21 protein-coding genes, 1 pseudogene and 1 riboswitch are annotated in these 23,485 nt (G+C 67.0%); of the genes and pseudogenes, 11 read left to right on the top strand and 11 right to left on the bottom strand.

The window, feature by feature from the left end; translation table 11 throughout:
• Positions 1–49: 49 nt before the first annotated feature.
• The 4 genes from HUW43_RS13925 (at position 50) to smc (ending at position 5,724) form a co-directional block, all read left to right on the top strand.
• The gene (locus HUW43_RS13925) at positions 50–634 is read left to right on the top strand and encodes a DUF721 domain-containing protein (RefSeq protein ID WP_223181535.1); all 585 of its coding nucleotides are present in this window, start codon (positions 50–52) and stop codon (positions 632–634) included.
• 15 nt (positions 635–649) lie between these two features.
• Positions 650–1,366, top strand: coding sequence for a thioredoxin domain-containing protein (locus HUW43_RS13920; RefSeq protein ID WP_188237948.1), 717 nt, complete (start codon positions 650–652; stop codon positions 1,364–1,366).
• Between the two features lie 35 nt (positions 1,367–1,401).
• On the top strand, positions 1,402–2,142 hold the full coding sequence (locus HUW43_RS13915; RefSeq protein WP_188237947.1) for a DsbA family protein: 741 nt from the start codon (positions 1,402–1,404) through the stop codon (positions 2,140–2,142).
• Between the two features lie 138 nt (positions 2,143–2,280).
• On the top strand, positions 2,281–5,724 hold the full coding sequence (smc, locus tag HUW43_RS13910; protein ID WP_188237946.1) for a chromosome segregation protein SMC: 3,444 nt from the start codon (positions 2,281–2,283) through the stop codon (positions 5,722–5,724).
• A gap of 94 nt (positions 5,725–5,818) precedes the next feature.
• Here the strand turns inward: smc and ubiA are convergent, their stop codons facing one another.
• The 4 genes from ubiA to HUW43_RS13890 are packed head-to-tail and all read right to left on the bottom strand — an operon-like array spanning position 5,819 to position 9,978.
• Positions 5,819–6,727, bottom strand: coding sequence for a 4-hydroxybenzoate octaprenyltransferase (gene ubiA / locus HUW43_RS13905; RefSeq protein WP_188237945.1), 909 nt, complete (start codon positions 6,725–6,727; stop codon positions 5,819–5,821).
• A gap of 46 nt (positions 6,728–6,773) precedes the next feature.
• Entirely contained in the window at positions 6,774–7,433 is a 660-nt protein-coding gene (locus tag HUW43_RS13900) for a TadE/TadG family type IV pilus assembly protein (protein ID WP_188237944.1), read from the bottom strand.
• Positions 7,430–8,002: a TadE/TadG family type IV pilus assembly protein gene (locus HUW43_RS13895; RefSeq protein ID WP_411157949.1), complete on the bottom strand. Its 573-nt coding sequence runs from the start codon at positions 8,000–8,002 to the stop codon at positions 7,430–7,432. The genes HUW43_RS13900 and HUW43_RS13895 overlap by 4 nt, the downstream gene beginning before the upstream one ends.
• A gap of 5 nt (positions 8,003–8,007) precedes the next feature.
• Positions 8,008–9,978, bottom strand: a complete 1,971-nt coding sequence (locus HUW43_RS13890; protein WP_188237942.1) for a TadE/TadG family type IV pilus assembly protein — start codon at positions 9,976–9,978, stop codon at positions 8,008–8,010.
• A gap of 202 nt (positions 9,979–10,180) precedes the next feature.
• On the opposite strand from HUW43_RS13890, the gene HUW43_RS13885 reads away from it, so the two are divergent.
• The 3 genes from HUW43_RS13885 to HUW43_RS13875 all read left to right on the top strand — a co-directional run bounded on the left by HUW43_RS13885 (position 10,181) and on the right by HUW43_RS13875 (position 14,419).
• Positions 10,181–10,927: a 16S rRNA (uracil(1498)-N(3))-methyltransferase gene (locus HUW43_RS13885; RefSeq protein ID WP_188237941.1), complete on the top strand. Its 747-nt coding sequence runs from the start codon at positions 10,181–10,183 to the stop codon at positions 10,925–10,927.
• Between the two features lie 158 nt (positions 10,928–11,085).
• Positions 11,086–12,996, top strand: coding sequence for a proprotein convertase P-domain-containing protein (locus HUW43_RS13880; RefSeq protein ID WP_223181534.1), 1,911 nt, complete (start codon positions 11,086–11,088; stop codon positions 12,994–12,996).
• Positions 12,997–13,045: 49 nt separating this feature from the next.
• A complete protein-coding gene (locus HUW43_RS13875) occupies positions 13,046–14,419 on the top strand; it encodes a glutamate--cysteine ligase (protein WP_188237939.1) in 1,374 nt (457 codons plus the stop codon).
• A 97-nt stretch (positions 14,420–14,516) separates the two neighbouring features.
• On the opposite strand, the gene HUW43_RS13870 is transcribed toward HUW43_RS13875, so the two are convergent.
• The 3 genes from HUW43_RS13870 to HUW43_RS13860 all read right to left on the bottom strand — a co-directional run bounded on the left by HUW43_RS13870 (position 14,517) and on the right by HUW43_RS13860 (position 16,143).
• Positions 14,517–14,921 carry a GFA family protein gene (locus tag HUW43_RS13870; protein ID WP_188237938.1) on the bottom strand — a complete coding sequence of 135 codons (405 nt, stop codon included), beginning with the start codon at positions 14,919–14,921 and terminating at the stop codon, positions 14,517–14,519.
• Positions 14,922–14,997: 76 nt separating this feature from the next.
• The gene (locus tag HUW43_RS13865; protein WP_188237937.1) at positions 14,998–15,693 is read right to left on the bottom strand and encodes a helix-turn-helix transcriptional regulator; all 696 of its coding nucleotides are present in this window, start codon (positions 15,691–15,693) and stop codon (positions 14,998–15,000) included.
• 15 nt (positions 15,694–15,708) lie between these two features.
• Positions 15,709–16,143, bottom strand: coding sequence for a DUF6265 family protein (locus HUW43_RS13860; RefSeq protein ID WP_188237936.1), 435 nt, complete (start codon positions 16,141–16,143; stop codon positions 15,709–15,711).
• An 80-nt stretch (positions 16,144–16,223) separates the two neighbouring features.
• A riboswitch (TPP riboswitch) is annotated at positions 16,224–16,335 on the top strand.
• A gap of 42 nt (positions 16,336–16,377) precedes the next feature.
• On the opposite strand from HUW43_RS13860, the gene thiC reads away from it, so the two are divergent.
• The gene (gene thiC / locus HUW43_RS13855) at positions 16,378–18,270 is read left to right on the top strand and encodes a phosphomethylpyrimidine synthase ThiC (protein WP_188237935.1); all 1,893 of its coding nucleotides are present in this window, start codon (positions 16,378–16,380) and stop codon (positions 18,268–18,270) included.
• 59 nt (positions 18,271–18,329) lie between these two features.
• Here thiC and HUW43_RS13850 read toward each other — a convergent pair.
• Positions 18,330–18,467, bottom strand: a pseudogene (locus HUW43_RS13850) (IS5/IS1182 family transposase); the annotation flags it as partial.
• A 211-nt stretch (positions 18,468–18,678) separates the two neighbouring features.
• Here HUW43_RS13850 and fmt point away from each other — a divergent pair.
• Positions 18,679–19,599: a methionyl-tRNA formyltransferase gene (gene fmt / locus HUW43_RS13845; RefSeq protein WP_188237934.1), complete on the top strand. Its 921-nt coding sequence runs from the start codon at positions 18,679–18,681 to the stop codon at positions 19,597–19,599.
• A 213-nt stretch (positions 19,600–19,812) separates the two neighbouring features.
• Entirely contained in the window at positions 19,813–20,553 is a 741-nt protein-coding gene (truA, locus tag HUW43_RS13840) for a tRNA pseudouridine(38-40) synthase TruA (RefSeq protein ID WP_188237933.1), read from the top strand.
• A gap of 161 nt (positions 20,554–20,714) precedes the next feature.
• Here truA and HUW43_RS13835 read toward each other — a convergent pair whose 3' ends face one another.
• A complete protein-coding gene (locus HUW43_RS13835; protein ID WP_011540562.1) occupies positions 20,715–21,242 on the bottom strand; it encodes a CarD family transcriptional regulator in 528 nt (175 codons plus the stop codon).
• A gap of 314 nt (positions 21,243–21,556) precedes the next feature.
• On the opposite strand from HUW43_RS13835, the gene HUW43_RS13830 reads away from it, so the two are divergent.
• Positions 21,557–22,375, top strand: coding sequence for an SDR family NAD(P)-dependent oxidoreductase (locus HUW43_RS13830; RefSeq protein WP_188237932.1), 819 nt, complete (start codon positions 21,557–21,559; stop codon positions 22,373–22,375).
• A gap of 74 nt (positions 22,376–22,449) precedes the next feature.
• Here HUW43_RS13830 and rpsI read toward each other — a convergent pair whose 3' ends face one another.
• The gene (rpsI, locus tag HUW43_RS13825) at positions 22,450–22,947 is read right to left on the bottom strand and encodes a 30S ribosomal protein S9 (protein WP_188237931.1); all 498 of its coding nucleotides are present in this window, start codon (positions 22,945–22,947) and stop codon (positions 22,450–22,452) included.
• The gene (gene rplM / locus HUW43_RS13820; protein WP_120221110.1) at positions 22,947–23,426 is read right to left on the bottom strand and encodes a 50S ribosomal protein L13; all 480 of its coding nucleotides are present in this window, start codon (positions 23,424–23,426) and stop codon (positions 22,947–22,949) included. The genes rpsI and rplM overlap by 1 nt, the downstream gene beginning before the upstream one ends.
• Positions 23,427–23,485 lie beyond the last annotated feature (59 nt).

Below are 23,485 nucleotides of genomic sequence, written 5' to 3'. Positions count from 1 at the left end.
ATGCCGATAGTCTGGACGCTCACCCCCCGCCTATGGCATGGCGTCGGGCATGACGAAAGCCACGGGCGACGACGCACCCGCCGAAAAGGCGAAGGCCAAGGGCGGCACCAAGGGCGGCGCAAAGCCCGCCCAGGGTCCCGTGCGCCGCTACGAGCGCCCGCGCGGCGGCGAGGCGCGCGCGATTGCCGACCTCGTCCCCGAAATCGGCCGCACCGCCTTTCGCAAGTTCGGCTTCATCCAGTCGTCGGTGGTCAGCCGCTGGCGCGAGATCGTCGGCGACCGCCTTGCCGACGTCACCCAGCCCGCAATGATCCGTTTCCCCGCCGGGCAAAAGGCGGGCGGGACGCTGCACCTGACGATCAGCGGCGCGCACGCGCCGATGCTCCAGCATGTCGCCCCCGACATCATCGCCGCGGTCAACCGCTTTTTCGGCTATGCCGCGATCGCCGCCGTCCGCATGACGCACGGCCAGGTCACCCCCGCCGCCCCCGTTCAGCCGCCGGCCATGCTGAAACCCGTACCCGCCGAACTGGGCGACAGCCTGCGCGACATCGGCGACCCGGAACTGCGCACCGTGCTTGAACGCATGGCCGCGGGCCTCGCGACGCCGCCACGGCTTCCCAAGATCAGTTAGGAAAGACCGCCAACCATGTCCGCTTTCCATGACCACCTGCTTGACCGCCGCGGCGCGATAGCCGCACTGTCGGGCGCCGCGATCACGCTGATTGCCGCCACGCCCGCCAAGCCCGCCGTCTGGTCGCGGACCGTGACGACCAGCCCGATCGGCGCCTATATCGTCGGCAATCCTTCGGCCAGGCTGCGGCTGATCGAGTATTTCAGCTACACCTGCCATGTCTGCGCCGATTTCGCGACGGCGGCATCGCTCCCGCTCAAGACGCAATATATCGACCGCGGCCTTGTCCTCTTCGAATATCGCAATCTGGTGCGCGATCCGGTCGACATGACCGCGGCGCTGCTTGCGCGCGTCGGCGGGGCCAGCGCCTTTGCCGGCAATCATCAGGCGATCTTTGCCGCCTTCCCGACCTTCATCGCCAAGGTTCAGAAAGCCACCGACGCCCAAAAGTCCAGCTGGTTCGAAGGCAGCGTGGCACAGCGCGCGCGCCGGATCGCCACCGACACCGGCCTCGCCGCGCTGATGCGCGCGCGCGGCTACACACAGGCGCAACTCGACGCCGCGCTGGACAGCGAAGTCGCGCAGGCCGAACTCACGGGCATGACCAACATCGGCCGCAGCGCCGACCGGGTCACCGGCACGCCGACCTTTTTCATCAATGGCCGGCGCGCCGACGCCGTCGCCTGGCCCGCGCTCAAATCGAAACTCGACGCCGCGCTCAAGGCTGCGTAGAAACCCTCCATTCCCGATCCCGTGGAGACGACTATATGACCGCATCGCTTCGTATCGCCCTTCTGTCCTCGCTCGGCGCGCTCGCGCTTGCCAGCTGCGGCGGCGGCACCGCCGACCCGGCCAAGGAGCAGGAGGTGATCGAGAAAGTCGCGCCGCCCGAAGGCAAGAGCTGGTCACAGGTCGTCCGCGTCGATGGCGACGGCGTCGTCATGGGCAACCCCGAAGCGCCGATCAAACTGGAAGAGTTCGGCGCCTTTACCTGCGGCCACTGTGCGCAGTTCGCCAAGGACTCGCACGAAGAACTGAAGCGCGATTTCGTCGACACCGGGCGCGTGTCGTACAAGCTGACGCCCTTCATGCTCCACCCGATCGACGCGATCGCCGGCGCGATCGTCAAATGCACCGGCACCGACCGCTTCTTCCCGCTCGCCGACGCGACCTTCCTCGAACATGAAGCCTTCATCGCGGGCGCGTCAAAGCCGCAGCCCGGGATCGAAGCGGCGATGCAGCTGCCGCCGGCACAACGCTTCACCGCGCTCGCGAAAGCCTGGGGGATCGACCAATTCTATCAACAGCGCGGGGTCCCCGCGACAACGATCCAGCAGTGTCTCGGCAAGGTCGAAAATGTCGAGGCGATCGAAAAGGGCACCAACGCGGGCATCGAGAAATATCAGATCACCGGCACGCCCACATTTGTCATCAACGGCCAGGTCGCCGAAGGCATCGCCTCCTGGGGCCCGCTGCGCGACCGCCTGCGCACGATGGGCGCGCGCTGATCCTCCTTCGCCCTCCCCTGAAGGGGAGGGCTTATACACTTGCGCACCCCCCCGCCGCGCGGCATGACGGCTGCATGGGGGATATGTGACACCAAGGTTGCACCATCCGCGATTCGATGACCTGCGCGGGGCTTTTCCGTGCAGATAAAGCGCCTGCGCCTCACCGGTTTCAAAAGCTTCGTCGAACCCACTGAACTCCGCATCGAGCCCGGTCTGACGGGGATTGTCGGTCCCAATGGCTGCGGCAAGTCGAACCTTCTCGAAGCGATCCGCTGGGTGATGGGCGAATCGAGCCCCAAATCGATGCGCGGCGGCGGCATGGAGGATGTCATCTTTGCGGGCACCTCGTCGCGCCCGGCGCGCGACTTTGCCGAAGTCGCGATCCATTGCGATACCGAAGGCGCGCTCGTCGCGGGCCTCGCCGACGAGCGTGACGGCGACGAGCTGGAGATCATCCGCCGCATCGAACGCGGCGCGGGCAGCGCCTATCGCGCCAACGGCCGCGACGTGCGCGCCAAGGACGTCGCGCTGATCTTTGCCGACGCCGCCACCGGCGCGCACAGCCCGGCGCTCGTCAGCCAGGGCAAGATCGCCAATGTCATCGCCGCCAGGCCGACCGACCGCCGCGCGATGCTGGAGGAAGCGGCAGGCATCGCGGGACTGCACGTCCGCCGCAAGGATGCCGAACAGAAATTGCGCGCGACCGAAACGAACCTTGCGCGCCTGTCCGAAATCGTCGCCGACATGGAACTGCGCGCCAATGCGCTGCGGCGACAGGCGCGCGCGGCAGAGAAATACAGGAAGCTTTCAGACGACATCCGCGTCGCCGAGGCGCGGCTGATCTACGCGCGCTGGCGCGACGCCGCCGAAGCCGCCGACCAGGCGCGCCGCGACGCCGACGCCGCCGAAGCAGCGGTGAAAGCCGCGCAGGACGAACTCGAAACCGCCTCCAAGACGCAGGCCGAGGTTGCGACCCGCGTCGCCGCGGCGCGCAACGATGCGCAGGCACAGCAGGGAGCGCTTGCCGAGGCGACCGCGACACAGCTGCGCCTGCAGGGCGAGGAACGCGCCGCGCGCCAGCGGCTCGACGACCTCGCGGCACAGCAGCGGCGGATCGAGGCCGACCGCGCGCACGAGGGCGAGCTCGCGCGCGAGGCCCATGCCGCGCTCACCGCGCTCGACGCCGAAACGAAATCGCTGGCGCAGGACATCGCCGCGCACGACGCGGGCAAGGCGGCGCTCGCCGACGCCCATCTTGCCGCACAGGCGCGCCTTCGCGATGCCGAGGTCGCGCTCGCGCAGGCGCGCGCCAAAGCCGCGAGCGAGGCCGCCGACCGCCGTATCGCGCTATCGGCGCGCGACAGCGCCGAGGCGGCGGTGCGCCGCATCGCCGCCGACAAGGCGCGCATCGAAGCCGAACTGGCCGCGCTGGGCGACAACGCCGCGCTCGCCGCGACCCATGGTGAAAGCGTGCGCGCCGCCGAAGCCGCCGAAGCGGCGATCACCGCCGCCGAACAGGCACTGCACGATGCCGAAGCCGACCGCGAAGCGACCGCCGCCGAACTCGCGGGAATCGAATCGGGCCTCGCCGAAGCGCGCGCGGCGCTCGCCGCGCTCGACGGCGAGGCGGCAACGCTCGAACGCGCGCTCGCCGCCGCGTGCAGCGACGGCGACCGCATCCTCGACCGGCTTCGCGCCCGGCCTGGTTACGAAGCCGCGCTCGCCGCGGCGCTCGGCGACGATCTTGACGCCGGCACCGACCCCGCCGCTGCGCGCCGCTGGACCGGCGCCGCCGCAGCCAGCGACGATCCCGCGCTGCCCGCCGGAACCTCGCCGCTCGCCGATCATGTCCAGGCGCCCGCCGCGCTCGCGCGCCGCCTTGCGCAGGTTGCCGTCGCTGAAAGTGATGACGGCCAGCCGCTTGCGGTCGGCCAGCGGCTCGTCACGCTGGACGGCGTCATGCGGCGCTGGGACGGGTTCGTCACCCGCGGCGACGGCGCCACCGCGACCGAACGGCTGCAACGCCGAAACCGCCTCGACGAACTCGCGGCGCAGCGCCCCGCGGCCGAACTCGGCGTGCAGGAACATCGCGACCGCCGCGACGCCACCGCCGCCAGGGCGGCCGCGCTGACCAAAGCAGCCGCCGCCGCGCGCACCGCGCTCGCCGACGCCGACGCGGCGCGCCGCACCGCGCTGCGCGCCGCCGACCAGGCGCAGGCCGCGCTCGACCGCCACCGCGACGCCGCGGCGCTGCTGACCCGTCGCCTCGCCGAAATCGCCGACATGGCAAAGGATGCCGCTGAACAGCTCGCAGCACAGCAGGCTGCGCTCGCCGCGCTTCCCGACGAAGCGCTGGCCCGCGCCGCGCTCGATACCGAGGAACAGGCCGCCGACCGCGCGCGCGGCGACGCCCAATCGGCGCGCGACGCGCTCGCCGCGCACGACCGCAGCCTCGCCGCCCTGAGCGAGCGACAGGCGGTCGTCGGCGCCGAGATCAAGAGCTGGAAAGCCCGCGCGGGCGAGGCCGCGCGCCGCGTCACGGAAATGGACAAGCGCGCCGACGCGCTCGCCGCCGAGGCCGCCGCGCTTGCCGACGCCCCGGCGCGCCTCGCCGAACAGCGCGCCGCCGCCGAAGGCGAACAGGCAAGGCTGCGCGAAAGCGTCGCCGCCGCCGAAGCGCGGGAACGGGCCGCCGAAGCCGCACTGCGCGAAGCCGAAACCGCCCTCAATGCGATCCGCGAGCGCGTCGCCGCCGCGCGCGAGACGCGGGCCGGTGCCGCCGCGCGCTCCGAAAATGCCGAACTCCGCCGGATCGAAATGGGGCGGCTGTCGGGCGAGCGTTTTGAATGCCCGCCGCCGCTGCTCCCGCAAAAGGCCGGGTTCGCGAGCGACAGCGTCGGCGACGCCAGTGCCGAATCGGCCGCGCACGACCGGCTGGTCGCCGACCGCGAACGGCTTGGCCCGGTCAACCTCGTCGCCGCCGACGAGCTCGCCGAACTCGATACCGAGCGGGAAAGGAACGCCGCCGAGATCGAGGAGCTGACGCAGGCGGTGCATCGCCTGCGCGGTTCGATCGGCAATCTGAACCGCGAAGGCCGCGTCCGCCTGCTCGCGGCGTTCGAGGCGGTGAATACGCATTTCCAGCGGCTCTTCACAACGCTGTTCAACGGCGGGCAGGCGCATCTCCAGCTTGTCGATTCGGACGATCCGCTCGAAGCCGGGCTCGAAATCATGGCGCAGCCGCCGGGCAAGCGGCTCGGCACGCTGACCCTGCTGTCGGGCGGCGAGCAGGCGCTGACGGCCGTGGCGCTGATCTTCGGCCTCTTCCTCACCAACCCCGCGCCGATCTGCGTCCTCGACGAGGTCGATGCGCCGCTCGACGACGCCAATATCGAGCGCTTCTGCGACCTGCTCGACCGCATGGTGCGCGAGACGAACACGCGTTACCTGATCGTCACCCACAATGCGGTGACGATGGCGCGGATGCACCGCCTGTTCGGCGTGACGATGATCGAACGCGGCGTCAGCCGGCTCGTCTCGGTCGACCTCGGCGGCGCCGAGGAACTGCTCGCGGCGGAGTAGGCAAGGGACTATTTTCGATGGAAATCGTCATCCGGGCGAAGGCCGGGATGACGCGAAAAGCACGGGCGGTGTTTCGGTCCAACCCGATCACGCATCAAGGCGCCGTCCCCACCACCAGCATTGCGGCAAACACCAGCAGCCCGGCAAAGCGGTTGCTGCGGAACTTTGCCAGCGCATCCTCGCCGCTCGCCACATCCAGCGTCACCACCTGCCCCGTCAGCTGCACCGCCGCCGGAACCAGTGCGACCAGCACCAGCGGGTCGGGGCGCACCGCCCAGAGCGCGCCGCCCCAGCCGCCGAGCGCCGCGGCATAGCAGAGCGCGACCCCGGCCTTCACCCGCCCGCCCATCGCGCGCGCGCTCGATTTGACGCCGACCAGCATATCGTCCTCGATGTCCTGAAGCGCATAGATGGTGTCGTATCCGATCACCCACGCGATGCAGCCGGCATAAAGCAAGGGCAAGGCCGCGCCCTGGACACCGCCCACCGCGACCCAGGCGACGAGCGCGCCCCAGCTGAACACCAGCCCCAGCCACGCCTGCGGCCACCAGGTGATGCGCTTCATGAAGGGATAGGCGGCGACGAGGATCAAGCTCGCCAGCGCGACGATCTGTGCAGGTCGCGGCAGCTGAACAAGCACGAGCAACCCGACGAGCGACAGCAGCACCATCCACAGCGCGGCGTTCCGCACCGACACCGCGCCGCTCGCCACCGGCCGCGATGCGGTCCGCGCAACCTTCGCGTCAAGATCGCGGTCGACGATGTCATTATAGACGCACCCCGCCCCCCGCATCGCGATCGCACCAAGCATCAGCCAGAGCATGAGCGGCCAGTGGCTGACCGCTCCGCCGCCGAGTGCAACGCCGAATGCGCACGGCCAAAAGAGCAGCCACCAGCCGATCGGCCGGTCGAAACGTGCGAGCAGCGCATAGGGCCGCGCCGCGGCGGGAAGCCATGCCACGAGGCCGCGAAGCTGGCTGTCGGGTGGATGGGTGGCGGTCATTGCGTCGCGCGCGATAGCAGGCGCGCGCGCGCGAATAAATGGCCGATCAGTCGCAGGTGGCCGGATCGCCCGGCGGCTTTACGCCCGTCAGGTCGCGCGCTTCGCGGATGTTGAAGGCAGCGGTCGACCGAATGGTCTGCGGCCCCAACCAGGCGCCGAACAGCAGCGGTTGATATTCATAGGTGACTTCGACGAACATAATGGCGGTGCCCGCCGCCGCCGTCACTTCGCGGCCCGCCGGACCCATGCCGGGAAAGTCGGTGCCGGTCGCGCCGGTTCCTTCGACGCCATAGGCCGAGGCGACGTCCAGATTGCCGAAACAGCGCTGCCACTTGATCGTCTGCCCGCCGTCGTTGTTACGCTGAAGGCTCGACAGGATGATGCGGCCGTTGTTCTCGAACCCCATCCCTTCCACCTGCCGTGCCGCGCCTGCGAAGACCTCATTGATGTCGACTTCGCGGATCTGCGGCTGGGTCAGGTTGCTGCCCGCGGCGATACGCGCGGCATTGTCGGCGGTGTTGAGCCCCAGCTGGCTGACGCGCGTGTGCGCCAGCGTAAGATTCGCGATTTCCAGCCCGCCAAAGCCGACGAGGATCAGAAAGGGGATTGCGAACGCCATTTCGAGCATCACCGCAGCGCGCGCGTTCCGCGCCAGTCGCCACGCGGCGCGCCGCACCCGGCGGCCGAATGCAATCGGGCCGGTCATCCGCATATCTCCGGCTCGACCTCGCCGCCGGCGGCGAAGGGCTGGTTGCGCAGCAGCGTCGTCGAACTCAGCGTCGTATATTGCGGCTGGCCCAGCATTCGCCAGACGGGCAGCACGCGGTCGAATCGCATCGAAACCGTATATTGGACGACGTCGTCGGCGCCGCCATTGCCCTGACGCCCGCCGTCTTCCCAGCAATCCTGGGGCGACGGATCCTGGATGCCATTGCCGTTCGAATCGACCCAGCGCAGCGGCCGGATGTCGCTGTAATCGTCGAAAACGCGGCGATTGAAGGTCACGGAGGCGTTCGCGAACACCTTTTTCACCTGCGCCTCGACCCGCGCGTCGAGTGCGCTCTGGTCGGCGGCGAAGCCTTCGAGCGTCGCGTCGCGACCGGCCTTGGCCACCACCCCCTGCAACACCTGCTGCGCGTACATCTGCCAGCAATAATCGAAGATGCCGAGCAGGACGAGCAGGAACACCGGCGCGGTGAAGGCGAACTCGATGAACGCGGTGCCGCGCTCGCTCTGCCGCAGGCGGCGCACCAGGCGCCGGACGAGGGGGTTCACGCGGGTCATTGCGCCAGCCTCAGTTTGGAAATCTGGCGCGCGATCGCCTGGAACTGCTCGTTGAGCTCGGCGGCATTGTCGGCCTCGAACGCCTGTCCCGACGAGGCGCAGCTGTTCAGGCTGTCGTTGCTGCCGACCCCGAAGGAGACGACCCAGATGGTGATCCCGCGCTGGCGCGCGGCGCGGCACAATTGCGTGAAGCGGTTATTGTGTCGGCTCTTCAACTCGGCGTCGCTGGTGTCGAACGAACCGCCGACGCGTTGCATCAGATATTCATAGCCCTGGAAAGTCAGATTGGGCATATTGGGCGCCATCTCGCCGTCGGTCATGAAGACGATGTGGCGGCTGATCGGCCGATTGTTCGGGGCTGTCGCATTTTCGTCCGCGAACAGCCCTGTCGGCGAGAGAAATCGCGCGCCCCAGACCATGCCGGCATCGTGATAGGTGCCGCCGAGCGGCTGTAGCGACTGGACATAGCTGTTGAAGGTGGAACGATCGTCAGCCGTCATTGTGGTCAGCTTCATCGCCGCCGCCGGACACACACCCCAGCCACTCGGCCAGTGATATTCGAAACTCTGCCAGTTGCTTCCGGTGACGCTCGAACTGTTCACCGTTCGAATGCCCGTGTTCGATGGCTTGCTACTGACCGTGCTGTTGCGCGGATAGGAAATTTCCGGGATCAGCAGTCGCCATTTCGTATTCTCGTCGCTGCTCGGGACCATGTCGATGTCCATGTCCAGCGCGTCGGACCCTGCCGACGACGACGCCCCGAAACTGTCCGTGCGGCGTTCGATGACGCAGCCGCTCCAGCGGACGCTTCGCAACGCCCCCGAATTGCCGGTGTCGACGCTGATCGTCCCGCCGCTCTTGGCATTGCTCACGTAAAACAGGCGGTCTTCGTATCGATACCGAGCATAAAAGGAGGTCGAGCTGGGGTTGGGCGACGCCGCGTGCGTAAAGGTCACCGTGCGGCGCTGCAGCCAACAGGTGTCGTCGAAAGAGCTGTAATTATACCGGTAGTTGAAATAGCGATGTTGCGTGCCCGCGACGGTAACATAGCGCCGCGTTCCGTTACGATCGACGATCTGTGCCGTACGGTTCATATCCTCGGCATTTATCAGCGTCGGCATTGTGTCGGCAGGGGCAACGACGGCCGAACAGGCGGCACTGCTCGTAAAACCGCTGATCGGCAGCAAATTTTCCCACGCGCCATTGCTCGTGGTGCCACTGGTCACCGACGAGGGCGGATTGGTGCCGCTCCAGTCATAGCGGATGACCGGCGAACGCGAGGGCAATATGGTGTAGTCCGACAACCAGTCGGGATTCTTGTCGTAAAGAATCTGGCCCACATTTGCCGTCGAGCTGTAGGGCACGACGCCGAAGCGCAGCCGCCCGTCGCCGACATCGGCATTGGTCAGCGTGTCGAAGAACTCCATCGTCGCATTTTTGAGCGCGGTGATGCGGTTTACCGAGTCGCCCGCATTGGTTTGCGCCATCGAACCCGTCACGTCGAGCACGAGCATGACGTCGACGTTCGAGATTTCGAGCTTTGCCGTGCAATCGGCCGACAGGCGGAACTCGTCCTTGCCGAACATGAACATCAGCTCGGTCGGCAGCACCGCCGAGGCCTGCCCCGCGACGTCCGAGGCATTGATCGCGCGCGACGAAAAAAGAATGCCCGACGCGCCATATTTGGCTTCGGGAAAGTTGAAGTTGAACATCTTGTTCGCTTCGGCCTGCGCCGCTTCGTCATAGCTGCCGCCCGCCATCGCGCGGCGCCCGGCGAGCACGCCGGCGTCGCACGCCTGCTGCAGGCGCAGCTGCGTCATATAAGCACGGCCGATGTCGACCGCCGACCCGACAAAGCCGATCACCGGGATGATCGCCGCGGCGGTCAGCATGAAGGCGTTGCCGCGCCGGTCGCTTATGAGCGATTTGGCGCCGGCGCGCAGCCGACCGATCCAGGTCCCTCGCATGGTCAAACCCCTCTTCGGGCCGCGGCACTCCCCAACCGATGCGCCGCTGGCAATCTCGCACCTAGGGCGTGACTGCTTACCAAAATGCTAATCGAGCGGCGGTGCGGCAGGTCGAATCGACGCTTGTGCCCCGTATCGGGACAGATCGCCGCGCGCGGCGGCAAAAGATGCACGAATCGTCGCGCTCTGGTATCGCGCGCCCATGCCTGCAACTCCCGCCTGGCCGCCAGCCAGCACGCCCCGCCTGTTCGTCGACCGGCCGCTCGGCGCGGACAGCGCGCCCGTGATCGACGGCGCCGCCGCCCACTATCTGCTCGGCGTGATGCGGCTGAAGCCGGGCGATCCGGTGCGGCTCTTCGACAATCGGAGCGGCGAGTGGCTGGCGGTCGTCGCCGAGGCCGCCAAACGTTCGGTCACGCTGCGCATCGACCGCCACATGCGCGACATCGAAGCGGTGCCGGACCTCTGGCTCTGCTTCGCGCCGGTCAAGAAAGCGCGGCTCGACTGGATCATCGAAAAGGCGACCGAGCTGGGCGTCCGCCGCTTGCAGCCGGTGATTACCGAACGCACGATCGTCGAGCGCGTCAATCAGGACCGGATCGCGGCGCAGATCATCGAAGCGTGCGAACAATGCGGCCGCACCGCGCTTCCTGCGCTCGCCGACCCGGTCAAGCTGCCGCAGTTGCTGAACAACTGGCCGGGCGGGCGCGCGCTGATCTTCGCCGACGAGGCAGGCGGCGTGCCGCTCGCGCATCTTGCCGCCCCTGCGCCCGCCGCGATCCTCACCGGCCCCGAAGGCGGCTTCACCGACCGCGAGCGCGCGATGCTGACCCAGCATCCCGCCGTCCAGCGCCTCGCGCTCGGCCCCCGCATCCTTCGCGCCGAAACCGCCGCCATCGCCGCGGTCAGCCTGTGGATGGCGCAGCATGGCGACTGGACGGGTCAATAGCCCAAACTGTCCCGCCCCCGCACAGAATCGCCCTTAACCCCCCGATTTTAACCCGATATTAGCTATCCCGCCGCCATAAGGCCGCCATGCAACGGCGGGACCAGAGCCGATACCGCTGGCGTGGGGGCCAGTGTTTGCAGTCTGTGCGAGCCTGTATCATGCTCGTCTGGCTGGCGTTGACGCTCGCCAGCAATCCCGTCAACGCACAGACGACCACCAGCTACAGCAACACCACCACCGGCGCGATCAGCGAAAGCGCGACCCCCTGCGCGACGCCGATGGTGCGCAACTTCGCGGTCACCGCGAACGCCCAGGTGAGCGACGTCAATATCGGCGTCCAGTTGACGCACACCTATCGCGGCGACATTCGTGCAACGCTGACCTCGCCCGCGGGCACGGTGGTCGAACTCATCACCAATGTCGGCGCGTCGGCGGACAATCTGAACACCCTGTTCGACGATAGCGCCGCGGCGAGCATCACGACGCACAATGCGACCGATTCGACCGCCGCCGCCCCGCCCTATCAGCGGACCTTTGCGCCCCAGAGCGCGCTCGCCGCGTTCAACGGCCAGACATCGGCCGGGACGTGGCAGCTTTCCATCTGCGATTCGCTGAACGGTGACAGCGGCGCTTTCACGCGCGCCGACCTTACGCTTACCACCGTGCCGCTTTCGCCTTATGCCGACCTGTCGCTGACCAAATCGGTGAGCAACGCATCCCCGGCGTTCGGCGCCAGCATCAACTATGTGCTGAGCGTCACCAACGCAGGCGGTTCGACGCTGACCGCAACGGGCGTCACCGTGCAGGACACGCTCCCGGCCGGCTTCACCTTCACCGGCGCGTCGGGGTTCGGCAGCTACAGCAGCAGCACGGGCGTCTGGACCGTCGGCAGCGTGCCGCCCGGCGTCACGCGCACGCTGACGATCAGCGGCACCGTCGCCGCGAGCGCGGGCGCAAGCGTCACCAACAGCGCCGAAATCAGCGCCTCCTCGGCCTTCGACCCCGATTCGGTCCCCGGCAATGGCGCAGCGGGCGAAGACGACAGCGACAGCGCGAGTTTCACCGTGTCGGGGACGCGCGTCGCGGGCACACCGCCGACGCTTGTGTGTCCGGCCGGCACGACGACCCTCGACTGGGACGCGATCGGCTGGAGCGCGGGCACGACGAGCGCCAGCCCGGCGATCACCGCGATCGGCACCGCCAGCATCGGTATCGCGGTCAATGGCGGCGCCTTCCTCAGCAACGCCACCTATGGCGGCCAGTCGCCGACGCGGCAGAATGTCGTCACGGGCGGGTTGTCCCCGGCGCAGTTTTCGATCTTCCAGCTCGTCGATTTCACCAGCCGGTCGGGCAGCGTCGCCACGACGATCAGTCTGCCGACCGCGGTGCCCGGCGCGCAGTTCCGGCTGTTCGACATCGATTATGCGGCGGGCCAGTTCGCCGACCGCGTCACCGTCACCGGCAGCTATAACGGCGCGACCGTCACGCCGGTGCTGACCAACGGAACCGCCAATTATGTCATCGGCAACAGCGCCTATGGCGACGTGGTGTCGACCGACACCAGCGGCAACGGCAATGTCACCGTCACCTTCGCCGCGCCGGTCGACACGATCATCATCGACTATGGCAGCCACGGCCTCGCCCCCGCGAATCCGGGGCAGCAGGGCATGGCGATCCACGACATCCTCTTCTGCCGCCCCACCGCCAATCTCACCATCGCCAAGACGAGCAGCGTCGTCAGCGATCCGGTGAACGGGACGACCAACCCGAAAGCCATTCCCGGCGCGACCATGCGCTACTGCATCCTCGTCACCAACAATGGCAGCGGCACCGCGACCGGCATCGCCATCGCCGACGCGCTGCCCGCGAGCACGACCTTCGTTCCCGGCTCGCTGCGCAGCGGCGCGAGCTGCGCCGCCGCGACGACGGTCGAGGACGACAATGCCAGCGGCGGCGACGAAAGCGACCCCTTCGGCGCTTCGATCGCGGGGAGCGCCATCGCCGCGAGCACCGCGACGCTGGCCCCCGGCGACGCGATGGCGATCGCCTTCACCGTCACCATTGACTGACCCGCACAGCGCCGATTGCATTCTATACCGAATAGTCTAAATGCCGGGCATGAGCACGCGCACCGCCTCGGACCGCCACGATCCCGTCATCGAAAACCGCGACCAGCTCGCGGCCCCCATGGCCCAGGGTGAAAAGCCCAAAGAGCGTTGGCGCATCGGCACCGAGCATGAAAAGTTCGTCTACCGCGTGAGCGATCACCGCGCGCCTTCCTATGACGAACCCGGCGGCATTCACGACCTTCTGATGGCGCTCACCCGTTTCGGCTGGGAACCGGTGATCGAGGGCGGCAAGGTCATCGCGCTGGCGGGCAGCGACGGCACCGTCAGCCTCGAGCCAGCGGGGCAACTCGAGCTGTCGGGCGCCCCGCTCGAAAATCTGCACCAGACCTGCGCCGAGACCGGGCGGCATCTGAAACAGGTGAAAGAGGTCGGCGCCGAACTCGGACTCGGCTTCCTCGGGCTCGGCATGTGGCCGGACAAGACGCGCGACGAGCTGCCGATCATGCCCAAGGGGCGCTACAAGATCATGCTCGAACATATGCCGCGCGTCGGCCGCCTTGGTCTCGACATGATGCTTAGAACCTGCACGATCCAGACCAACCTCGATTATGCGAGCGAGGCCGACATGGTGCAGAAGTTCCGCGTCAGCCTGGCCCTCCAGCCGCTCGCGACCGCGCTCTTCGCCTCGTCGCCCTTCACCGAAGGGCGGCCCAACGGCTATATGTCGTATCGCAGCCATATCTGGACCGACACCGACCCCGCGCGGACGGGGATGCTGCCTTTCGTGTTCGAGGATGGGTTCGGTTACGAACGCTATGTCGACTATATGCTCGACGTCCCGATGTATTTCGTCTTCAGGGACGGCAAATATATCGACGCCGCGGGGCAGAGCTTCCGCGACTTTCTGAAGGGCGAGCTGCCCGCGCTCCCCGGCGAGTTGCCGCGCCTCTCCGACTGGACCGACCATCTGTCGACCGCCTTTCCCGAAGTGCGGCTCAAAAGCTTCCTCGAAATGCGCGGCGCCGACGGCGGCCCGTGGAACCGCATCTGCGCGCTCCCTGCGCTGTGGGTCGGCCTCCTCTATGACAGCCAGGCGCTCGACGCCGCCTGGGATCTTGTCAAGGGCTGGAGCATCGAGGAGCAGCAGGTGCTGCGCGACGTGGTGCCGCGCGACGGACTCGACGCCCCGGCCCCCGGCGGCGGCACCCTGGGACAGTTGGCGCACCGCGTGCTCGACATTGCGGCGTCGGGCCTCGCCGCGCGCGGCGAAGTCAATTCGATGGGCGACAACGAGGTCGGCTTCCTCGAACCGCTCCGCCGCATCGCGAAAAGCGGCAGATCCCCCGCGCACGACCTGATCGACCGCTACGAGGATGCGTGGGGGCACGACCTCTCCAAAATCTATGACGAGCTGAGCTTCTGACTCAGCGAAACCGCCGGCGTGAGCGAGCCGTTGGCGCAAGCCATCGCAGCCGCGCCGCGACGGGAAGCATTCATCGTCCGCCCCGCTGCCTGCCCGATCACATATGCGCGGTGACTTCGGGCGGGTTCCACCAATTATTCCCGGCACCATCCATATGGGTTACCGGCAGCGCCGCCATTTCGGCCGGGGTCAGATCGTCAAGGCACGCGATCGCCACCGAATAATAGGCGCCGCCGATCTCCTCGACATAGCCGTGGCCAAAGGGCGACACCCCGCACGTCCGGCAAAAGACATGATGCACGCTCCCCGATCCGAACCGATAGTCGGAAAGCGCCGCCGGATCGCTCAGCAGCCGGAACGCTTCGGGCTTGACCTGCGCGCTCCAGTTCCTCTTCTTGGTGCAGATTGAGCAATTGCATTTGCCCGTGCCCGCTTCAAGGTCGATGTCGGCCTCGAACCGGACGGCGCCGCAGTGGCACGAACCATGATGGGTTTTCAGCATTTCCTGTCCTCCGGTTGGCAGCGGCTCCGGCCGCCTTCACCCGAAGCGATGTAGCAAAGCCCCCTGACAGAAGATGTCAGGAGGCGTCGTCCCACCCCTTCTGTCGCCACCAGTCGGCCATCAGCACGGCGCGCCGCCGCCCGAAGCGCCCTTCGCCGATCCGCGCCGCGGCGATCCGGTCGATACGAAAACTGCGGTAATCCTGTCGAAGCAGGCACCACGCAGCGATGACCTGCTTGTCCTCATAATAGGCGAGCGCCGCGGGCCAGATCGCGCGTTCGCTGGTCCGCCCCTTGGCATCGGCATAGTCGATATGCAGCGTCTTTTCGGACCGCATCGCCGCGCGCACCGTCGCAAGCAGGGGCGCATCCTTCTCGCGCCCGTGGCCGCTGACCGGCCACAGCCCCGCCTCGTCGATTCGTTGCTTCGAATCATCGGGGCTCGCCGCCGCGATCTTGGCGATCGCCAGCCCCGCGGCGCGCGACAAGGCCCCGTCCTGCCGCGCCTCGACCCAGCGCGCGCCCAGCACCAGCGCCTCCAGTTCCTCGGCGGTGAACATCAGCGGCGGCAGAAAGAAGCCCGCGCGCAGCATATAGCCGACCCCCGCCGCACCTTCGATCGGCGCGCCGAGCGCGATCAGCGCCTGGATGTCGCGATAAAGCGTGCGCACCGACACGCCCTGTTCCTCCGCCAGCGCCTCGGCCGTCACCGGCCGCCGACGCCGACGCAAACTGTCAATGATCGCGAAAAGCCGTCCCGTCCTGTCCGCCATGATGCCCCGCGTCCGTCAGCGTCGTCGATAGGCCCAGCGGCGCGGCTTCGACCCGTCAATCGCCGAGATCGTTGCGGTCAGCGTGTCGCCGTCGCGGACATAGGCGATGCGCTGCGGATAATCATGCGCGGCATTCTCGAACGTCGCGCTGTTGCCGTCGTGCCGCACCAGCCGGAATGTCACCGGCGCGCCGCCCCGCGGCATCGCGATATAGGCAATCGCGCCGTCGTCGCCCGGCGCGATGCGGATATATTCATATTCGCGCAATTCATTGCCGCGCCCCGACCGGCTCACCCCCAGCATCACCCCCGCGCGCGGGGGCATCCAGCTCTCCTCGGTCCAGCGCTCACCCGCCTCACTGACCCAGTCGCCGGCGAGCCAGCCGAGATCGTCGACATTCGCGGCGGGACTTGCCGCCGCCACCGCCAAAGCCGTCGCCATGATCCGCATGAATCGCTTCCTCTCCGTCGCGCCCTACCACCGCGGCATCGGCATCGCCATGGACAGCAGCCGCGGCGCCCCCTATAACCCCTCCATCCCCGGGGAGCCTGTCGCGCAAACGCAGGTTGAGAGCGGAATAGACCGCGACCCGTTGAACCTGATCCGGGTAATAACGGCGGAGGGAGGGTCGGCATTCCCCAGGCGGAATCCCCATCTTCGCTCCGATAAATGGAGCGACTGCACATGGCCGACATCGATTCCCGCCTCGACAAGACGCAAGCCGAACCGATCGGCGTCACCACCGGACCCATCAGGGGCAGCCGCAAGATTCATGTCGCCTCGCCCACCGGCAGCGGCATCCGCGTCGCGATGCGCGAAATCCTGCTCGAACCCTCGTCGGGCGAGCCGCCGGTGCGCGTCTATGATACCAGCGGGCCTTATACCGACCCCGACGCCGTGATCGACATTGCCAAAGGCCTTCCCGAACTCCGCCGCGACTGGATTCGCGCACGCGGCGACGTCGAAGAGGTGACGCAGCGCGAGGTCAAGCCCGAGGACAACGGCCAGCTCGGCCCCGACCGTTCGGGCGGTGTCCCGCCCTTTCCCAACGTCCGCCGCAAGGTGCTGCGCGCCAAGCCGGGGCAGAACGTCAGCCAGATGCACTATGCCCGCTGCGGCATCATCACGCCCGAGATGGAATATGTCGCCACCCGCGAAAATCTCGGTCGCGCGCGCCTCGCCGAATATGTCCGCGACGGGCACGACTGGGGCGCCAGCATCCCCGACTATGTCACCCCCGAATTCGTCCGCGACGAAGTGGCGCGCGGCCGCGCGATCATCCCCAGCAACATCAACCACCCCGAAAGCGAGCCGATGGCGATCGGCCGCAACTTCCTTGTCAAGATCAACGCCAATATCGGCAACAGCGCGGTCGCGTCGGACGTCGCCTCCGAAGTCGACAAGATGGTCTGGTCGATCCGCTGGGGCGCCGACACCGTCATGGACCTGTCGACCGGGCGCAACATTCACGACACGCGCGAATGGATCATCCGCAACAGCCCCGTCCCGATCGGCACCGTTCCCATCTATCAGGCGCTCGAGAAAGTCGGCGGCATCGCCGAGGAACTGACGTGGGACATCTTCCGCGACACGCTGATCGAGCAGGCGGAGCAGGGCGTCGATTATTTCACCATCCATGCAGGCGTCCGCCTGCCCTACGTCCCCCTCGCCGCGAAACGCGTGACCGGGATCGTCAGCCGCGGCGGCAGCATCATGGCGAAATGGTGCCTCGCGCATCACAAGGAAAGCTTCCTCTACGAACGCTTTGACGAGATTACCGAGATCATGAAGGCCTATGACATTGCCTACTCCCTCGGCGACGGCCTCCGCCCCGGCAGCATCGCCGACGCGAACGACGAGGCGCAATTCGCCGAGCTCTATACGCTGGGCGAGCTGACCAAGCGCGCGTGGGCGCAGGATGTGCAGGTTATGATCGAGGGGCCGGGCCACGTGCCCATGCACAAGATCAAGGAGAATATGGACAAGCAGCTCGAAGCCTGCGGCGAGGCGCCCTTCTATACTCTTGGGCCGCTCACCACCGACATCGCGCCGGGCTATGACCATATCACCAGCGGTATCGGCGCGGCGATGATCGGCTGGTACGGCACCGCGATGCTTTGCTACGTCACGCCCAAGGAGCATCTGGGCCTGCCCGACCGCGACGATGTGAAGGTCGGCGTCGTCACCTACAAGCTCGCCGCCCACGCCGCCGACCTCGCCAAGGGCCACCCCGCCGCCAGGGTCCGCGACGACGCGCTGTCGAAAGCAAGGTTCGAGTTCCGCTGGCGCGACCAGTTCAACCTCTCGCTCGATCCCGACACCGCCGAGCAGTATCACGACCAGACGCTCCCCGCCGAAGGCGCCAAGACCGCGCATTTCTGCAGCATGTGCGGGCCAAAATTCTGTTCCATGAAGATCAGCCAGGAAGTGCGCGAGTTTGCAAAGCTGCAAAATCAGGACAGCCCAGGCTTTATCGCGGCGGAAGAGGCCGAGAAGGGCATGGCCGAAATGAGCCGGGTCTATGAGGATACGGGGCGCGAGCTGTATATGGGCGCGGGTGATCGAGAGCATGATTGAGGCATTCGTGCCGTCCATGAACCCAGCAGCATCTTTTTCGCCGGGTCAGCACTCATCGATCAGAGCCAGAAGATGACGATTGCGGCGAAGGCTACGGCAGAGAGGAAGGCCTTCGGGCACCGATGGTCATAGCGCGTTGCGAAGCGTGCCCAGTCCCTGCGGCGGCCGAACATGATCTCAGTGCGGCCCTGGCGTTTGCAGAGCGTCTTTTCCGGGCCATGGCTCGTGGGGAAACAGGGCTGAGGACGCGCCATCTGCTCGTCCGTCGACCAGAATAAAGCGATCGAATCCGGGCCCTTTTGCGCTCGCCTGAATCACAGCCGTCTCCGCAAATCAACGGGGCCTGACACGAAGAAGTGCGAGCGTCCATCTTGCACAGCGGCGCGCCGTCCGCCAAAGCCCGCAGCCATGCGCATCGCCTTCATGGGAACGCCGCCCTTTGCGGTACCGACGCTCGCCGCGCTCCGCGCGGCGGGGCATGATATTGCGGCCGTCTATAGCCAGCCACCCCGCCCTGCGCAGCGCGGCAAGAAATTGCAGAAAAGCCCGGTGCAGATCTGGGCCGAGGAGCATGGCCTGCCCGTGCGCACGCCCAAAAGCCTGAAAGGTGAGGAGGCGCAGGCCGACTTCGCCGCCTTGGACCTCGATGTCGCGGTGGTCGCCGCCTATGGTCTGATCCTGCCCCAGGCGGTGCTCGACGCGCCGCGCGAGGGCTGCCTCAACGTCCATGGCTCGATCCTGCCGCGCTGGCGCGGCGCAGCGCCGGTGCAGCGGGCGATCCTGGCGGGCGATGCCGAAACGGGCGTGACGATCATGCAGATGGATGCGGGGCTGGACACCGGCGCGATGCGGCTGATCGAGACGACGCCGATCGGGCGCAAAAGCGCGGGCGTGCTGACGCACGAACTGGCCGAAATGGGGGCGCTGATGATGCGCCGCGTGCTGAGCGACCTCCACGCCTTTCCGCCGATGCCGCAGCCCGAAGAGGGCGTCACCTATGCCGCGAAGATCGACAAGAGCGAGGCGCGGCTCGATTTCCTTGTCAGCGCGGTGCAGGTCGAGCGGCAGGTGCGCGCGTTCAATCCGGCACCCGGCGCCTTTTTCGAACTGGATGGCGAACGCTACAAGGTGCTGGCGGCCGAGGTCGTGCACCCGGCCGAAACGGTGACGGGTGCGGCCCCCGGCGTCACGATCGACGACGCGCTGACCATCGCCTGCAACCCCGGCGCGATCCGCGTGACGCGTATCCAGCGCGCGGGGAAACCCGCGATGGAGGCGGGCGAGATGTTGCGCGGGCGGGGAATCGCCAAGGGGACGCGGCTATCCTGATGTCCCTCTTCCTCTTATGGAGAGGGCGCGCAGCCTGGGCAATCTGCTGCCCATGCGAAGCTGGGGGAGGGGTTGCGTCCTGACGATAGCAGACACCCCGTCACCCGCTGCGACCCGGCGGTGAAGCCGCCAAGGCTCGCTGCCCGCTCGCTAAACGGGAGAGGGGCATAGCGTGTCTCGACTTCGCTCGATGCGAACGGCTAAGGGGCCGACATGACCCGCTTTGCGCTCACCATCGAATATGACGGCCGCCCCTATATGGGCTGGCAGCGCCAGGCGCACGGCCCCAGCGTCCAGCAGGCGATCGAGGAAGCGATCCACCGCTTCACCGCCGAAGAGGTGCAGGTGCTGAGCGCGGGGCGCACCGACGCCGGCGTCCACGCGCTCGCGATGCGCGCGCATGTCGACATCGCCAAGCCGCTGACGCCGTTCAAGCTGACCGAGGCGCTGAACGCGCAGCTCCGCCCCGCGCCGATCGCGATCATCGGGTGCGAAGTGGTGCCGGACGACTGGCACGCGCGCTTCGCCTGCATCGGTCGCAGTTACGAATATCGCATCGTCAACCGCCGCGCGCCGCTGACGTGGGACAAGGGGCTGGCGTGGCAGGTCGCGCGTCCGCTCGATGTCGATGCGATGCACGAAGCCGCGCAGCAGCTCATCGGTCTCCACGATTTCACGACCTTTCGTTCGGCGCATTGCCAGTCGCAAAGCCCGGTCAAGACGCTGGATAAGCTGACCGTCAGCCGCCACGGCGAAGAGATCATCATCGAGACCGCGGCGCGCAGCTTTTTGCACCATCAGGTGCGCTCGATGGTCGGCTCGCTCGCGCTTGTCGGCCATGGCAAATGGTCGGCGCGCGATTTGAAGGCGGCGCTGGAAGCGAGGGACCGGCAGGCGCTGGGGCTGAATGCGCCGCCCGACGGATTATATTTCGTGGGGGCGGTTTATCCGTAAACGCGCCATCCCATCGCTCGTCACCCCGGACATGATCCGGGTCCATGACCTCAGCGCCGCGATGGATGCCGGATCAAGTCCGGCATGACGAACGGATGGGGTGCACATAGAAAAAGGGCGGCCCCGCAAGGCCGCCCTTTCGTCACTCGCGACGCGCGCCCTTACACCTTTTCGGCGTAATAGAGCGGCGCATGTTCATTGAGGATCTGAAGGATCTTCGCCTGCGCGGTCTTTTCGTCGCTTTCCTCCATCGCCGCAAGTTCGCGCGCGAGGCGGCTCGACGCCGCTTCAAAGATCTGGCGCTCCGAATAGCTCTGTTCAGGCTGGTCGTCGGCGCGGAACAGGTCGCGCGTCACTTCGGCGATCGACACGAGGTCGCCCGAATTGATCTTCGCTTCATATTCCTGCGCGCGGCGCGACCACATGGTGCGCTTCACCTTCGGCTTGGTCGTCAACACCTGGAGCGCTTCCTTCAGCGTCTTGTCCGACGACAGCTTGCGCATCCCCACGCCCTCGGCCTTGTTGGTCGGGACGCGCAGCGTCATTTTTTCCTTTTCGAAGCGCAGGACATAAAGTTCGAGCTGCATTCCGGCGATTTCGGATTTCTGCAACTCGATGACGCGCCCCACGCCATGTTTCGGATAAACGACATAGTCACCGACTTCGAAGACGAGCGTGCTTGCGGACATTCAAGTTCCTTTCATTGGCCTTGTCGGGTAAGGCAGCGCGTCAACAACGCTGTATCCGGCCCTCGGTTCAAGGGGGATGAAGGCTGTCAGGGCGGCGCTCGCCGGTCAGAGTGACAAGGGATGTGGCTCCATCGGAAACGCCGAATATGCCCCGGCCCGGCGGCGGGAAGAGGCAGAATGTCGGCGCGTTGATATTAATTATAACAGATTCGCAACAAAATTGCCACCCCTGCGCGGAAATGCGCCGCAGCGACGCCTTGACGGCTCCGCGCACCCGTTTCACCTTGAAACGAAGGCCAGGATGGGGAGCGGATATGAAAGATCGAATCTGGTGGGTCACCGGAGCCTCGTCGGGGATCGGCGCGGCACTGGCACGGGCGCTTGCGGCGCGCGGGGCGAAGCTGGTCCTGTCGGGGCGCAACATCGCCGCACTGGAGGCGGTGGCGAAGGATTGCGGCCCCGACACGCTGATCCTGCCGTTCGAGGCGACCGACTATGCCCAGCTGCCCGCAATCGTTCAGCAGGCGTGGGACTGGCGGGGACGGATCGACGGGCTGGTGAACAATGCCGGCATTTCGCAGCGCAGCCTGGCGGTTGAGACCGACTTTTCGGTCTATCGGCAGATCATCGACGTCGATTTGCTCGCCCCGATCGCGCTCACCCAGCAGTTGCTGCCGCGCATGGTCGGCGCCGGCGGCGGCCAGATCATCGCCATTTCGAGCGTTGCAGGCATCGCGGGCGTGCCGCTGCGCAGCGCCTATTCGGCGGCGAAGCATGGCCTCATCGGCTATCACGACGCGGTTCGCGCCGAAAATGAGCATCTGGGGCTGAAGGTGCTCGTCGTCGCGCCAGGGTCGGTGCGCACCAATGTCAGCCGCAACGCGCTGAACGCCGATGGCAGCGTTCGCGGGACGAGCGACGCGGCGATCGACAACGGCCTCGCGCCCGACGAGGCGGCGGCGCAGATGCTCGCCGCACTCGATGCGGGCAAGCGCGAAATCGTCGTCGCCGAGGGCATGGAGGCCGCGATCGCCGACCTGCGGCGCAGCGATCCCGACGCGCTGTTCGACCGGATGAGCGCGATGGTACAGGCGGGCTATGCGCAGCAGATGGGGGCGAGCCGCGCGTCCTGAGCGCCAGTCCGAATGGCAAAGGGCGGCCCGTCGCCGGACCGCCCTTCGCGTCTCCACCCGTCGGCGGAGGAAACTTAGCGCTTCGAGAACTGGAAGCTGCGGCGGGCCTTGGCCTTGCCATATTTCTTGCGCTCGACCGCGCGGCTGTCGCGGGTCAGGAAGCCGGCCGCCTTGACCGGGCCGCGCAGCGCGGGTTCAAAGCGGGTCAGCGCCTGCGCGATGCCGTGCAGAACGGCGCCCGCCTGGCCCGACAGACCGCCGCCCTTGACAGTCGCGACGACGTCATACTGCCCAACGCGATCGGTCAGTCCGAACGGCTGGTTGATGACGAGGCGCAGCGTCGGGCGCGCGAAATAAACTTCCTGGTCGCGGCCGTTGACCGTGATCTTGCCGGTGCCGGGCTTGACCCACACGCGCGCAACCGCATCCTTGCGGCGGCCGGTCGCATAGGCGCGGCCCTGCTTGTCGACCTGCTTTTCGCGGAGCGGCGCGGTCGGAGCCGCGGGAGCGTCGGTGCCGAGGGCGGCGCCGGCGAGATCCTTGAGATCGGTCATGGTCTGTTCGTCAGCCATTATGCACCCACCTTGTTCTTGCGGTTCATCGACGCGACGTCGATCACTTCGGGGTTCTGCGCTTCGTGCGGATGTTCAGCCCCGGCGAAGATGCGCAGGTTGCGCATCTGCTGGCGGCCGAGCGGCCCGCGCGGGATCATGCGTTCGACGGCCTTTTCGAGCACGCGTTCAGGGAAGCGGCCCTCGAGGATCTTTGCCGGGCTGGTTTCCTTGATGCCGCCGGCATAGCCGGTGTGCTTGTAGTAACGCTTGTCCTGCAGCTTCTTGCCGGTGAACGCCACCTTGTCGGCGTTGATGACGATGACATTGTCACCGCAATCGACGTGCGGGGTGAACGACGGCTTGTGCTTGCCGCGCAGGATGTTGGCGATGATCGTCGCGACACGGCCCACGACCAGGCCTTCGGCGTCGATCAGCACCCATTTCTTTTCGACCGTGGCGGCGTTCGCCGAAACGGTCGTCTTGGTCAGCGCCTTCATGGCACGCTCCTTGACAGATATGGACTGGGCAGCCGACATGACACCGGCCTGCCCCGAAA

The organism is Sphingopyxis sp. LK2115, from assembly GCF_014595975.1.
GTDB lineage: Bacteria > Pseudomonadota > Alphaproteobacteria > Sphingomonadales > Sphingomonadaceae > Sphingopyxis.
This window is presented reverse-complemented; position numbering and strand designations above follow the sequence as displayed.

What these genes read in the sequence shown, in the direction of transcription:
- HUW43_RS13925 (WP_223181535.1), top strand. Translation starts at nt 50, where the DNA reads ATGACGAAAGCCACGGGCGACGACGCACCCGCCGAAAAGGCGAAGGCC.
- HUW43_RS13920 (WP_188237948.1), top strand. Translation starts at nt 650, where the DNA reads ATGTCCGCTTTCCATGACCACCTGCTTGACCGCCGCGGCGCGATAGCC.
- HUW43_RS13915 (WP_188237947.1), top strand. Translation starts at nt 1,402, where the DNA reads ATGACCGCATCGCTTCGTATCGCCCTTCTGTCCTCGCTCGGCGCGCTC.
- ubiA (WP_188237945.1), bottom strand. Translation starts at nt 6,727, where the DNA reads ATGACCGCCACCCATCCACCCGACAGCCAGCTTCGCGGCCTCGTGGCA.
- HUW43_RS13900 (WP_188237944.1), bottom strand. Translation starts at nt 7,433, where the DNA reads ATGACCGGCCCGATTGCATTCGGCCGCCGGGTGCGGCGCGCCGCGTGG.
- HUW43_RS13890 (WP_188237942.1), bottom strand. Translation starts at nt 9,978, where the DNA reads ATGCGAGGGACCTGGATCGGTCGGCTGCGCGCCGGCGCCAAATCGCTC.
- HUW43_RS13885 (WP_188237941.1), top strand. Translation starts at nt 10,181, where the DNA reads ATGCCTGCAACTCCCGCCTGGCCGCCAGCCAGCACGCCCCGCCTGTTC.
- HUW43_RS13880 (WP_223181534.1), top strand. Translation starts at nt 11,086, where the DNA reads ATGCTCGTCTGGCTGGCGTTGACGCTCGCCAGCAATCCCGTCAACGCA.
- HUW43_RS13875 (WP_188237939.1), top strand. Translation starts at nt 13,046, where the DNA reads ATGAGCACGCGCACCGCCTCGGACCGCCACGATCCCGTCATCGAAAAC.
- HUW43_RS13870 (WP_188237938.1), bottom strand. Translation starts at nt 14,921, where the DNA reads ATGCTGAAAACCCATCATGGTTCGTGCCACTGCGGCGCCGTCCGGTTC.
- HUW43_RS13865 (WP_188237937.1), bottom strand. Translation starts at nt 15,693, where the DNA reads ATGGCGGACAGGACGGGACGGCTTTTCGCGATCATTGACAGTTTGCGT.
- HUW43_RS13860 (WP_188237936.1), bottom strand. Translation starts at nt 16,143, where the DNA reads ATGCGGATCATGGCGACGGCTTTGGCGGTGGCGGCGGCAAGTCCCGCC.
- thiC (WP_188237935.1), top strand. Translation starts at nt 16,378, where the DNA reads ATGGCCGACATCGATTCCCGCCTCGACAAGACGCAAGCCGAACCGATC.
- fmt (WP_188237934.1), top strand. Translation starts at nt 18,679, where the DNA reads ATGCGCATCGCCTTCATGGGAACGCCGCCCTTTGCGGTACCGACGCTC.
- truA (WP_188237933.1), top strand. Translation starts at nt 19,813, where the DNA reads ATGACCCGCTTTGCGCTCACCATCGAATATGACGGCCGCCCCTATATG.
- HUW43_RS13835 (WP_011540562.1), bottom strand. Translation starts at nt 21,242, where the DNA reads ATGTCCGCAAGCACGCTCGTCTTCGAAGTCGGTGACTATGTCGTTTAT.
- HUW43_RS13830 (WP_188237932.1), top strand. Translation starts at nt 21,557, where the DNA reads ATGAAAGATCGAATCTGGTGGGTCACCGGAGCCTCGTCGGGGATCGGC.
- rpsI (WP_188237931.1), bottom strand. Translation starts at nt 22,947, where the DNA reads ATGGCTGACGAACAGACCATGACCGATCTCAAGGATCTCGCCGGCGCC.
- rplM (WP_120221110.1), bottom strand. Translation starts at nt 23,426, where the DNA reads ATGAAGGCGCTGACCAAGACGACCGTTTCGGCGAACGCCGCCACGGTC.